The organism is Xanthomonas sp. NCPPB 3570 (assembly GCF_056725115.1).
This window is the reverse complement of the sequence record NZ_CM161513.1, coordinates 3,849,248-3,861,161: the sequence shown is the minus strand read 5'-3', so window position 1 is coordinate 3,861,161 and position 11,914 is coordinate 3,849,248. Positions and strand designations below refer to the sequence as shown.

The 11,914-nt window shown below is 69.5% G+C and carries 9 protein-coding genes; 3 read left to right on the top strand and 6 right to left on the bottom strand.

What is annotated here, in order from left to right:
- Positions 1–25 precede the first annotated feature (25 nt).
- Positions 26–898 carry a hypothetical protein gene (locus AC1PLR_RS16650; RefSeq protein ID WP_481101699.1) on the top strand — a complete coding sequence of 291 codons (873 nt, stop codon included), beginning with the start codon at positions 26–28 and terminating at the stop codon, positions 896–898.
- A gap of 16 nt (positions 899–914) precedes the next feature.
- On the opposite strand, the gene AC1PLR_RS16645 is transcribed toward AC1PLR_RS16650, so the two are convergent.
- A complete protein-coding gene (locus AC1PLR_RS16645; RefSeq protein WP_481101698.1) occupies positions 915–2,168 on the bottom strand; it encodes a multifunctional CCA addition/repair protein in 1,254 nt (417 codons plus the stop codon).
- Positions 2,169–2,299: 131 nt separating this feature from the next.
- Positions 2,300–4,267 (bottom strand): transglycosylase SLT domain-containing protein, encoded by a 1,968-nt coding sequence (locus AC1PLR_RS16640; protein ID WP_481101697.1) that lies wholly within the window; start codon positions 4,265–4,267, stop codon positions 2,300–2,302.
- A gap of 565 nt (positions 4,268–4,832) precedes the next feature.
- Between AC1PLR_RS16640 and AC1PLR_RS16635 the strand changes: the two genes are divergently transcribed.
- Entirely contained in the window at positions 4,833–7,721 is a 2,889-nt protein-coding gene (locus AC1PLR_RS16635; RefSeq protein ID WP_481101696.1) for a TonB-dependent receptor, read from the top strand.
- Between the two features lie 118 nt (positions 7,722–7,839).
- Here the strand turns inward: AC1PLR_RS16635 and AC1PLR_RS16630 are convergent, their stop codons facing one another.
- The 4 genes from AC1PLR_RS16630 to AC1PLR_RS16615 form a co-directional block, all read right to left on the bottom strand.
- Positions 7,840–8,607, bottom strand: coding sequence for an endonuclease/exonuclease/phosphatase family protein (locus AC1PLR_RS16630; protein WP_040902002.1), 768 nt, complete (start codon positions 8,605–8,607; stop codon positions 7,840–7,842).
- A gap of 25 nt (positions 8,608–8,632) precedes the next feature.
- Entirely contained in the window at positions 8,633–9,487 is an 855-nt protein-coding gene (locus AC1PLR_RS16625) for a thiol:disulfide interchange protein DsbA/DsbL (RefSeq protein ID WP_481101695.1), read from the bottom strand.
- 105 nt (positions 9,488–9,592) lie between these two features.
- Complete coding sequence (locus tag AC1PLR_RS16620) at positions 9,593–10,234, bottom strand: thiol:disulfide interchange protein DsbA/DsbL (RefSeq protein WP_481098878.1); 642 nt, start codon at positions 10,232–10,234, stop codon at positions 9,593–9,595.
- A gap of 86 nt (positions 10,235–10,320) precedes the next feature.
- Positions 10,321–11,142, bottom strand: coding sequence for a c-type cytochrome (locus tag AC1PLR_RS16615; RefSeq protein ID WP_481101694.1), 822 nt, complete (start codon positions 11,140–11,142; stop codon positions 10,321–10,323).
- A 129-nt stretch (positions 11,143–11,271) separates the two neighbouring features.
- Between AC1PLR_RS16615 and yihA the strand changes: the two genes are divergently transcribed.
- Positions 11,272–11,895: a ribosome biogenesis GTP-binding protein YihA/YsxC gene (yihA, locus tag AC1PLR_RS16610; RefSeq protein WP_481101693.1), complete on the top strand. Its 624-nt coding sequence runs from the start codon at positions 11,272–11,274 to the stop codon at positions 11,893–11,895.
- The last annotated feature ends 19 nt before the right edge of the window (positions 11,896–11,914 follow it).

Below are 11,914 nucleotides of genomic sequence, written 5' to 3'. Positions count from 1 at the left end.
TCGCTGACAACGCAGGCGGCAATGCATGGAACCGAACCGCTATCTCGAAGAGCCGATGGACGCGGCCTGTCTCTTCACCGGGGCGCCGGTGTCAGGCGCCGGCGAGCATGTAATTCCCCGATGGCTTGCTCGGCGCCATCAAAGTGCGGGCCGGGTGTTGCTCGGCGGTGCCGGGAGCTTTGCCCGGCTCTGCGATTTCAAGGCGCCCGCCGATCCACAGGCCAATGCTGAGTTCGGCCGGCTTGAACAACGACTGTCGGAAGACTGGTCCAAGGTCGCGGACGACGAAGCGCATCTGTGGTTGATGAAGCTGTCGGCTGGAATGATGCTGCTGCATCGGCGCTTTGCCAAAAATGCCCGGCATCCTGCCGCACCTGCGTGGTTCAACGAACATGTCGCCGGCGTGTTTCTGAAGGAGTTTCGTGCCGGTTTCGCCGCCTGGAAGAACGGTGCCTACGTCAGGGATGGAAGCCTTGTCCGGTTACCGTGGGACAGCGGTCGGCTCATGGTCGCGCATTTGTTTGGGGCCAGCGAAAAAGACACGTCCGCGGAGCATGGGCGCCCCATGTACCTGTTCGTCCCTTATGGCCTGATGACGGTCGGGCAGCCTGGGGTCGGTATGCTGGTCGCTACCTTCTTCGAGCCCTCGCGAGATATTGAAACGTACCTGGCTGCCGCCAGTACCGTTCCCGTCACTGTCTCCGATCTGGCGTGTCGCGCGGATTTGTCCCGCGCGTTCGCCACGGCCGTGCTTGAGCCGCTACTCGCAAAGATGAGCGGTACGGCTGTCGATGGGAGTGAGGTGCTCGCGCTTGCCTCCAATGGTCTGCAGGTCGAGTTCGCGGATCCGGCCGCGATCGATTCGGGATTCAGGGAGCTGCGGGCGCGCGAACTTTGACTGTTCCAGTAGGAAACTAGCGTCCGCGCTCTGCAGACATCGTTGCCGCCCGCCGCGCCGCAGCGATCGCCGCGATCCGCGCCTTGGCCAGTGCCTCGCCGATCTGCGGGCCGCTCAGGCCCTGTGCGGCCAGGTCGCGCGCGTTCACCGCCAGCGCCGCCGCATGCAGGCGCTGCAGGGTGCGGCCCTGCGGATAGTCGGCGTCCTCGCTGCCGAGGCGGCCGCGCTTGTCGGCCTCGCACACCGTTGCCAGCTCCGCGATGCGCTCGGGCTTGCGGAAGCCGTCGCAGCGCTGCAGCAGTTCGTGCACGGTGCGGTCGCGCAACTCGGCCAGGCGATGCACGTTCAGATGCTCGCGGCAGGCGATCTCGGCCAGTTGCCGATGCTCCTGCGGCAGCTTGAGGCGGTCGCACAGTGCGCGCAGCGGCGCCAGGCCGCGTTGTTCGTGCATCAGGTGGCGCGGCCATTCCTCCGGCGGCGTCAGTGCCTTGCCCAGGTCGTGGGTCAGCGCGGCGAAGCCGATCAGCGCGTCGCCCGGCGCCAGCCGCGCGGCCATGTCGCTGACCAGTTCCTGGTGGCGGCCGGTGTCGACCTCGGGGTGGTACTCGGCGCGTTGCGGCACCCCGTACAGCGCATCCAGCTCCGGCAACACCCAGCGCAGCGCATCGGCCTCGCGCAGCGTGCGCAGGAACGCCGAGGGCTGCGCCGAGGCCAGGCTGCGCCGCAGTTCCTGCCAGACGCGTTCGGGCACCAGCGTTTCCAGTTCGCCGCCGGCGGCCATCGCGCGCATCAGGTCCATGGTCTCGGCCGCGACGACGAATCCCAGGGGCGCCAGCCGCGCCATGAACCGCGCCGCGCGCAGCACCCGCAGCGGATCCTCGGCGAAGGCCGGGCCGACATGGCGCAGCACCCGCTGCTTGAGATCGCGTGCGCCGCCATACGGATCGACCAGACGCCCATCGGCCTCGTCGCGGGCGATGGCGTTGATGGTGAAGTCGCGCCGCTGCAGATCCTCGTCCAGCGTCACCGACGGATCGGCCTGCACCACGAAGCCGTGGTAACCGCGCCCGGCCTTGCGCTCGGTGCGCGCCAGCGCGTATTCCTCGCCGCTGCGCGGATGCAGGAACACCGGGAAATCGCGCCCGACCTGCTTGTAGCCCAGCTCCAGCATCTGCTGCGGGGTGGCGCCGACCACCACCCAGTCGCGGTCGCCGGGCGGTTGACCGAGCAAGGCGTCGCGGACGGCGCCGCCGACGAGGTAGATGTTCATTGGGGGCTGGGAATGGGGATTAGAGAATGGGGAATGGTAGACGCAGATTCCCTTCGCCTGATGTCGCGCTGGCGTGTCGACCCAATGTTCGGCGCGGTTGCGCGCGGTGCGCCGGTGCGATTCCCCATTCCCTATTCCCCACTCCCGGCGGCCGCACCAGCGGCCGCGCACACGAACTTCTTCCGCGGCGCGTCCAGCTTGCCGAGCATGCGCTCGGTGACCGGCAGGGCGTCGCCGTTGAGGCGCCAGTCGTAGATCACGCTGAAGGCGAGGATGCGCGCCACGTACTCGCGGGTTTCCTTGTAGCTGACCGTCTCGATCCAGAAGTCGGCATCGTGGCCCGGGCGCTGGCTCTGCCAGCGCGCGGCCGGGCCGGGGCCGGCGTTGTAGGCGGCGATGGTCAGGTAGGGCAGGCCGTAGGTGTTGAGCAACTGGCGCAGGTAGGCCGTGCCGATGGCGATGTTGGTGTCCGGGTCGTACAGGCTGGCGGCGCCGCCGTAGCCGGCCAGGCCGAGGCTGCGGGCGACGCTGGCGCCGGTGGCCGGCACCACCTGCATCAGGCCCATCGCGTTGGCCGGGGAGCGCGCGTTCGGGTTGAACACGCTTTCGGCGCGGATCTCGGCGGCAACCCAGGCCGGGTCGATCGCGTTCTTGCCGGCTTCGCGGCGGATGGTGTCGGCGTGGTGCAGCGGGAAGCGCAGCGTGTACAGGCGCTGTTCCTCCGGGCGCTTGCCGAGCCCGAACACCGCGCGGTCGAACCAGCCGTTGGCGCTGGCCACTTCCACCGCCAGGCGCCGCTGGGTGTCGTCGAAGCGGCTCAGCGCATCGTTCCACTCGGCCACGGCCCAGCCGGCGCGGTCGATCTTGAACAGCTCCAGTGCGCGGATCAGCGCCGGATCGCGCGCCACCGTCGCCTGCGCCTGCGCGCTGTCGTTCGGTTCCCACGGGCACAGCGCGTAGGGCTGCTTGAGCCGGTCGGCGGCCAGGAAGCCGTGGAAGGTGGCGGAGCTGGCGGCCGCGCGGTACAGCCGCTGCGCCTCGCCGGCATTGCCGGTCTTCTCCGCCAGCCGCGCCTCGAAGTACTGCCAGCGCGAATCGTTGCGCTGCGCCGGCGGCATCTTGCGGATCGCGGCCAATGCCGCCGGCCAGTCGCCGCGCGCCATCGCCTCGCGCGCGCGCCACTCGTGCAGGCGTTCGTCGTAGGCGGACTCGGGCACGGCGTTGAGCCGGCGCGCCGAATCCGGCCCGTACGAGGCCACCGTCCACAGCGCGATCTGGTACAGCACCGCGCCGCGCTGCGCCTCGCTCAACTGCAGCGCCTGGGCGAATTGCGGCAGTTGCCGCTCGGCCGCGTCCGGGTCGATCTTGGCCAGCTTCTGCAGCCCGTCCACCGCCACCTTGCGGCTGCGCTCGGTCTTGGGCCAGTTCAGCGCACGCGTGTGCACCGCGTCCAGGAACGCCGCGTAGTCGTTGGCCAGGGCCAGGTCGGCCGCGGGCAGGCCGCGTGCGGCGGCGCGCATCACCGCTGGCTGCTGTGCGTCCGCGGCCGCTTCCACGCGCGCCCAGCGCAGCGCATCGGTCATGCCGCCGCGCGCCTGCAGCACCGCGAACACCGGATCGCAGGCGTCGGGCAGCGACTTGCCGGCGTTGCGCCACAGCGCTTGCGCTTCGTCCGTCCATTGCGCGTCGGCGCGGCCGGTGGCCTGGCGCGCATTGAGCTGGGCGCAGCGCAGGCCGAGGTTCTCGGTGGGTTTCCAGTTCGCCAGCAGCGCCGGCCAGTCCTCGCGCCGCGCCAGCGCCGGCAGCCACAGCGCGCGGAAACTCTCGGCCACCGGCTGCCCCGCGTAGCGCTTGAGGAAGTCCTGCGCCTGCGCATCGGACACCTTGTCGATGGTGCGGCGCAGGTTGGCGTACTCCAGCCAGCCGTACAGCGGATGCTGCTTGAAGGCGGCCGCGCGGACCGGATCGAAGCGGCCCTGTTCGGCATCGTCGATCGCCGAGCGGATCGCCGGGCGTTGCGCATCCAGGGACTGGGCGAGGGCGGAAACGGGGCCGCACAACGCGGCGGCGAACAGCAGAAGGGACGTGCGCAGGATCATGCGCGGGACTATACCGAACGCCGATGAATCGCCGTTTCAACGACGGGTAGAGCCACGGCAGGTCGTGTCAGTGCGATGCCCTGGAGCGTTGCAGATCGGTATTCGCGCGCCGGCCTGCGTTTTGTGCTCCGGCACGGGCGGTGAGGTGCGGGTGCAGCTTCGTACGCCGGAACTCCGCGAGTCGCTTCGCGCCGTACCCTCACCCCAACCCCTCTCCCGGTGGGAGAGGGGCTTTGGCTTCCCCCTTCTCCCATCGGGAGAAGGTGCCCCGCAGGGGCGGATGAGGGTGCGGGCGAAGCCTCTGATCGCCAGATCGCGCGGGCGCTTCGCGCTCCGTACCCTCACCCCAACCCCTCTCCCAAGGGGAGAGGGGCTTCGGTGCGTCGCCAGTTGACGGCGTCTCTCACCCCTCGTGTCTACCAGATCGACCAGTCGTCGCGATGGCCCGCGCTTTGCCGGCCGGACGCTTGCAGCCCGTTTACGATTTGTTTACAAAGAATTCCACGCCGTCGCGGTGCAGGGGGTCGCAGCGGCCGACCCACATCCTTTCTGGAGAGAGAGACGGATGAATTTCCTGCACCGCCATCCTTTGGTCTTCGCGGTATCCCTGGTCCTGCTCGGCGGCGTCCCCGCCATCGCCGGCGCCCAGCAACAGACGCCCCCGGCCGCTCCCGGCACTGCCACCACGCTGGACAGCGTGCAGGTCACCGGCACCCGCATCCGCCGCGCCGAAGTCGAAGGCCAGGTGCCGGTGCAGACCCTGAGCCGCGCCGACATCGAACGCACCGGCCTGACCTCCATCGGCGACGTGCTGCAGGAACTCACCGCCTCCGGTTCGGCCTTGAACGCCAAGTTCAATTCCTCCGGCAATTTCGGCTTCCCGCCGGACGGCAGCGGCGTCGGCGCCGGTTCGGCGCAGGTCGATCTGCGCCATCTCGGCGCCAAGCGCGTGCTGGTGCTGGTCGACGGCATGCGCTGGGTCAACGAGTCCTCGGCCTCGGGCGTGGGCGCGGCCACCGATCTCAACACCATCCCGCTGGCCATCGTCGAACGCGTCGAGGTGCTGGAGGACGGCGCGTCCTCGCTGTACGGCTCTGATGCCATCGCCGGCGTGGTCAACATCATCACCCGGCGCAATTTCGAAGGCGGCCAGGTCACGCTGAACTACGGCGAGTACGACAAGGGCGACGGTGCCAGCAAGGGCGTGGACCTGGCCTGGGGCCACAGCACCGAGCGCACCAGCCTGTTCCTCGGCGCCAGCTACACCAAGCAGGATCCGATCTACGCGCGCGACCGTGCGCAGTCGCTGTATCCGATTCCCGGCACCGGCCTGACCTTCGGCAGCTCGGCCACACCGGACGGGCGCTTCATCTTCGTCGACCCCAACACCGGCGCCGAGCAGAACCTGACGCCCAACAGCGGCGTGGGCACGCCGCGCTACGACGGCACCGGCGGCTGCACCCGCAGCGACGACTACCACTGCTTCACCACCGCCGACCGCTACAACTTCGCCGCGTCCAACCTGCTGCTGACGCCGTCCGAGCGCAAGGGTGTGTTTGGCCAGTTCCGCTTCTTCTTCAACGACGACGTGCAGTGGTACCTGAAGCTGCTCGGCAACCGCCGCGAATCGACCAACCAGGCCGCGCCGGAGCCGATCTTCCTTGGCCCCGACGCTGGCACCGGCAATCCGCTGGCCGACAACATCGTCATCTCCGCCGCCAACCCGTACAACCCGTTCGGCTTCGCGCTGGATTCGGGCAGCAACCTGATCATGATCGGGCGCCGTCCGGTGGAAGGCGGGTCGCGTGTGTTCGAGCAGCGCGTGGACACCCAGTACGTCGGCACCGGCTTCATCGGCAGCTTCGAGGGCGCCGACCGCACCTGGTTCTGGGACGTCAACGGCGCCTACAGCAAGAACAAGGCCGAGCAGACCAACTACGGCAGCTACAACATCTACAACATCAACCTGGCGCTAGGCGATCCGGCGGCGTGCGCGGCGGTGGCCGGTTGCGTGCCGCTGAACATCTTCGGCGGCGCCGGCAGCATCACCCCGGACATGCTGCGCTGGATCCAGCCGGTGGTGCACGACCGCAGCCAGAACGAGCTGACCCAGTTCACCGCCAACCTCAGCAGCGACCTGTTCCGGCTGCCGGCCGGTGCGGTGTCCTTCGCCACCGGCGTGGAGTACCGCAAGTACGAGGGCTTCTACCGCCCCGATCCGCTGACGGTGATCGGCCACTACAACGGCGTGCCGTCGCTGCCGACGCAGGGCAGCTACGACGTCAAGGAGGCCTACCTCGAACTGAGCGTGCCGATCTTCGCCGACTCGCCGCTGGGCGACAAACTGGACCTGAGCCTGGCCGGGCGCTATTCCGACTACTCCACCTTCGGCGGCAAGTTCACCCCGAAGTACGGACTGCGCTGGCAGGTGGCGCCGGACTTCGTGCTGCGCGCCAGCTACGCCGAAGGCTTCCGCGCGCCCAGCATCGGCGAACTGTACGGCTCGGCCGCGCGCGCCGACCTGACCCTGTCCGACCCGTGCTCGATCGGCCTGGGCGGTACCGCGCCGCGCGGCAGCGCCAGCAACTGTGCCGCGCTCGGCGTGCCGACCGGCTACCAGCAGGCCAACTCGCAGATCTCGGTGACCACCGGCGGCAACCGCGCGCTGGAGCCGGAGAAGGCGCGCAGCTTCAGCGCCGGCTTCGTGTGGAGCCCGTGGTTCGCCAGCAACGTGCCGTGGTCGGACCGCTTCGATGTGGAGGTGACCTTCTACCGCCACGACATCGACGGCGCGATCCAGGCGATCAACGCGCAGACCCAGCTCGACCTGTGCGTGGACACGCTGTCGCCCACCTACTGCGACGGCATCACCCGCGCCTCCACCGGCGGCATCAACGGCTTCAATAACCGGCTCACCAACCTCGGCTCGATCAAGACCGACGGCTGGGACGTGGACCTGTTCTGGAACTCGCCGGAGACCGCCGCCGGCCGCTTCAAGATCGGCTGGCAGAACACCTTCGTCACCCGCTATGTCGCCACCGGCGCGGCCGGCCAGGTGCAGCCGCAGCGCCCGGGCGTGGAAGTGGTGGACAGCTCGATTCCCGAGTGGACCAGCAACCTGAGCCTGGACTGGTCGCGCGGCCGCTGGAACGCGTCGTGGACGCTGCGGCACATCTCCGAGCTGACCGAGCAATGCGGCGATGCGGTCGCGTTCCCGGTGTGCAGCAATCCGGTCGCCGGCACCAACACGCTGGACGCGATCACCTACCACGACCTGCAGGTGGGCTACCGCTTCGACTGGCTCAAGGGCCTGACCCTCAGCGGCGGCGTCAACAACGTCTTCGACAAGGACCCGCCGATCTGCCTGTCGTGCTCGCTCAACGGCTACGACGCCTCCACCTACGGCATTCCCGGTGGACGTTACCTGTATGTGCGTGCGGATCTGAAGTTCTAGTCGCTGCCTACGCCTGACACACTTCGGGAGCGTGTGCACGCTCCCGAAGGGCGTATCGATGCGAGCTGTAGGAGCGGCTTCAGCCGCGACGACGCGCTAAAAGAATCGACGTGCTGTCTCAGCGCAACAAGTGCTGCGGCACGTCGATCTCGGTGGCCACCGCCAGGTGGTCGGAGAACGCCGCAGGCACCGCACGCTGTTCGTTGCAGCGCAGGCCGTCACTGACCAGGATGTGGTCGATGGCGCGCTGCGGGCGCCAACTGGGGAAGGTCGGCACCACGCAGCCCGGCGGTTGCAGCCGGGTGCGTTTGTAGAGCAACTGCATTTCCGGGCGGTCGGCGACGCAGTTGAAGTCGCCCATCAGCACCGCGTTGGGATGATCGGACAGCAACTCGGCGATGAAGGCCAACTGCGCCGCGCGCGAATTGGCGCCCAGCGACAGGTGCGCCACCGCCACCGCCAGGCCGTCGGCGCCGTTGCCGAACTTGGCCAGCAGCACGCCGCGCCCGCCGAGCCGGCCGGGCAGGGCGTGGTCCTGCACTTCCACCGGCTCCAGCCGGCTGAGCAGGCCGTTGGCGCTGGACGCCACGCCGCCCACGCGGCGGTTCGGCTGGTGGCTCCAGTAGTTGAAGCCGGCGCGCTCGGCCAGGTAGTGGGTCTGGTTGGTGAAACCCGAGCGCAGGCTGCCGGGGTCGGCCTCCTGCAGGCCGACGATGTCGTGGTCGCTGGCCAGTTGCGCGATCGCGTCCAGGCTGCTGCGCTTGCGCCCGGCCGGTAGCGCATGCGACCAGCTGCGGGTCACGTAGTCGCTGTAGCGGCGTGTGCTGGAACCGGCCTGGATGTTGGCGGTCAGCACGCGCAGGGTGCGGGTGGCGGGAGCGGTCACGGCGGTGCGGCCCGGGGCGGACGGCTTACTTGGCCATCGCCGCGCGCTCGCGCGCGATCAGGTGATCGGCCACGCGCAGCATGTCGTCGTAGCTCTTGCCCTTGACCAGGTACTTGCCGTTGATGATCAGCGACGGCGTGCCGGTGATGCCGCTGCGCGTGGCGAACTGCTTGGCGCGGTTGGTCTTGGTGGCCACCGCGAAGCTGCCCATGGTGTCGGCGAACTGCTTCGGGTCCACGCCGTACTTGGCGTAGAAGTTGGCGATGTCCTGCACCGAGTCGCGGCCGCGCTCGCCCTTCAGGGTCTCGTCGACGTGGATCGCCTTGTACAGCGCCTCGTGGGTCTTCTCCTGCACGCCCAGCGCCTCGGCGGCGTAGAACGCGCGGGCGTAGTCGTCCCAGGTGCCGCCGAACATCGCCGGCACATAGACGAAGCGCACGTCCGACGGCAGGCCAGCCTTCCACGGGCCGATCAGCGGCTGGAAGCGCGCGCAGGCCGGGCAGACGTAGCCGAAGATCTCGGCCACCTCGATCTTGCCGTTGGTCGGCTGGAACGGCTGGCCGCCCGCGATGTCGACGTAGTCGGTGCCGGCGACCGGCTCCGGGCCGTTCGGGGTCTTGGCGGCGACCGGCTTGGCCGCGGCGGCGCTGTCGCTGTCGCCGTCGGTGGCGGCGGGCTGCGCGGCGGCATCGGCGGTGGTGGCCGCAGGCGCGGCCGGGGTCTCGGCGGGCGCGGCGGCGTCAGTGCCAGCGGCGGGCGCAGCCGGGGCCGCGGCGGTGCCGGAAGCAGGGGCGACGGTGTCGGCAGTGCCGTCCTGGGCCTTGCATGCCACCAGGATCGGCAGCAGGGCCATCAGGGTCAGGGCGAAGCGGGTCTTCATCGGCGACATCTCCAGCAGGATGGGGGAAAAACGCCGGACGCGCCGCAAGCGCGGTCCGGCCACCCCGTCATGATGCCATGGCGCGGATGAAGCGCCGTGCGCCGATTACTTGCCGGCGCGCTCGCGGGCGATCAGCGCATCGGCGATGCGCAGCATGTCCTCGAAGTTCTTGCCCTTGACCAGGTACTTGCCGTTGACGATCAGCGCCGGAGTGCCGGCGATGTCGGCGCGCACGGCGAAATCGCGCGCGGCCTTCACCTGCGCGGCGACCTGCGGGCTCTGGTAGGCGGCGATGAAGGCCTGCGGCTTGACCCCGAAGCCGGCGTAGAACGTGGCCAGTTCCTCCGGCGCCACGTTCTGCACCGGCACGCTGCGCTTGTCGTGGATGGCCTCGAACATGGCACGGTGGCTGCGGCTCTGCACGCCCAGTTGCTGCGCGGCGTAGAAGGCGCTGGCGAAGCTGTCCCAGTAGCCGCCGAACGCCGCCGGCACCAGGGTCAGGCGCACGTCCTTGGCCTGCTTGCCGGCCCATTCCTCCAGCAGCGGCTCGAAGTGCGCGCAATGCGGGCAGGTATAGCCGAACACTTCCACCACCTCGATCTTGCCGGCCAGCGGCGCGAACGGCTTGGGGTCGGCGATCAGGGTGTAGTCCTCGCCTTCCACCACAGTGGCGGACTTGGGTTGCGCGCAGGCGCTCAACGGCAGCAGGGCGAGCAGGCACAACAGCAGGCGGGGCAGACGATTCATGCGATCTCCAATGGCAAAAAACGAACGCCGGTCGTCGGGACCGGCGCGAAGGGGAAACGGGCCGGCGCCGCCGCGGCGGCGCGCGGTCAGGATTGTTGCGCGGGCGCCGGCTGCTGTGGCGTTGCCGCGGCCGGTGCGGCCTGTGCGGCGGCCGCGTCGTCGGCGCGGTCGTGCAGGCCCTGCAGGTAGCTGCCCAGCGCCTTGATCTCCTGGTTGGTCAGCGGCTTGGCCACCTGCGCCATGATCTTGAACATCGTCGGATCGCGTTCCTGGGTGGTGCCGGCCTGGTACTCCTGCAGGCGCCGCGCCACGTAGTCGGCGTGCTGGCCGCCCAGATGCGGGTAGGCGGGGCCAGGGTTGCCGGCGCCGGCCGGGCCGTGGCAGGCCATGCACGCGGGGATGCCGCGGGTCGCATCGCCGCCGCGATACAGCTGCTGGCCGACCTCGTAGAACTTCATGCCGGCGTACGGGCCGTCGGCGATCACTGCGTCGTCGGCGATGCCGGCGCCGGCCTTCTGCGTGGCGAAGTAGGCGCCGATGTCGCGCATGTCCTGCGTGCTCAACGGCTGCACGAACGGCACCATCGCCGCGACCGCGCCGCTGGTGCGCTCGCCATGCGCGATCAGCGCCATCTGCCGCGCGCTGTAGCGCTCCATCTGGCCGGCGATGCGCGGATACATGGCGATGGCGGGATTGCCGTCCGCACCGTGGCAGGCGGCGCAGGCCGCGGCCTTGGCCTGGCCGGCCTTGGGATCGCCCCAGGCGGCCTTGCCGACGTCGCTCTCCAGCGGCGTGGTGCGCACCGGGGCGTGGTCTGGAATGGGAACCACCGAGGTCTGCGCGAACGCGACCGCGGCGGCGACGGAAACCGCTAGACCGGCAAAGGCAAGAACGCGAGCGTGGCGCATTGCTGAAGCTCCGTATGACCCGACCCCGCGGCTGCCGGGCCGGCGACCGCACTCGCGCGATTATCGGCATGCCGCGGCCCGGCGGTCAACGAAGCCCGCCAGGGGCCGCGGACGTGCGATCCTAGGCGGATGTCGCTGATCCTCGAACGTGCCCAGTATCTGTTGTCCGCCCACAATGCCCGTCAGTTGCCGGACGACGGCGGCTGGGAGGTGGCCTTCGCCGGCCGCTCCAACGCCGGCAAGTCCAGCGCGCTGAACGCGCTGACCCGGCAGAACGCCCTGGCCCGTGTCTCCAAGACGCCAGGCCGTACGCAGCAACTGGTGTTCTTCCAGGTCCAGCCCGAGCGCTACCTGGTGGACCTGCCCGGCTACGGCTACGCCAAGGTGCCGCAGGAACTGCAGGCGCACTGGCAGAAGTTCATCGACACCTATTTCCGCACGCGCGAGGCCCTGCGCGGGCTGGTGGTGGTGATGGACATCCGCCATCCGCTCAAGGACTACGACCGGCAGATGCTCGGGTATGCGGTGCAGCGCGGCCTGCCGGCGCATGCGTTGCTGACCAAGGCCGACAAGCTCGGCCGCGGCCAGCAGGCGCAGGTGCTGCAGCAGGTACGCAAGGAGCTGGCCAGCGCGTTCGGCGACACCGTCAGCGTGCAGGCCTTCTCCGGCGAGAGCCGCCAGGGCGTGGACGAGTTGCGTGGCATCGTCGGTGGCTGGCTGGGGTTGGAGACGGAGCCGACTGTCGCGGAGTGAGTGGGGTGGTGTCGGATTC

Excerpts from the sequence above, each read along its gene's own strand:
- AC1PLR_RS16650 (WP_481101699.1), top strand. The coding sequence starts at position 26 with ATGGAACCGAACCGCTATCTCGAAGAGCCGATGGACGCGGCCTGTCTC.
- AC1PLR_RS16645 (WP_481101698.1), bottom strand. The coding sequence starts at position 2,168 with ATGAACATCTACCTCGTCGGCGGCGCCGTCCGCGACGCCTTGCTCGGT.
- AC1PLR_RS16640 (WP_481101697.1), bottom strand. The coding sequence starts at position 4,267 with ATGATCCTGCGCACGTCCCTTCTGCTGTTCGCCGCCGCGTTGTGCGGC.
- AC1PLR_RS16635 (WP_481101696.1), top strand. The coding sequence starts at position 4,833 with ATGAATTTCCTGCACCGCCATCCTTTGGTCTTCGCGGTATCCCTGGTC.
- AC1PLR_RS16625 (WP_481101695.1), bottom strand. The coding sequence starts at position 9,487 with ATGAAGACCCGCTTCGCCCTGACCCTGATGGCCCTGCTGCCGATCCTG.
- AC1PLR_RS16620 (WP_481098878.1), bottom strand. The coding sequence starts at position 10,234 with ATGAATCGTCTGCCCCGCCTGCTGTTGTGCCTGCTCGCCCTGCTGCCG.
- AC1PLR_RS16615 (WP_481101694.1), bottom strand. The coding sequence starts at position 11,142 with ATGCGCCACGCTCGCGTTCTTGCCTTTGCCGGTCTAGCGGTTTCCGTC.
- yihA (WP_481101693.1), top strand. The coding sequence starts at position 11,272 with ATGTCGCTGATCCTCGAACGTGCCCAGTATCTGTTGTCCGCCCACAAT.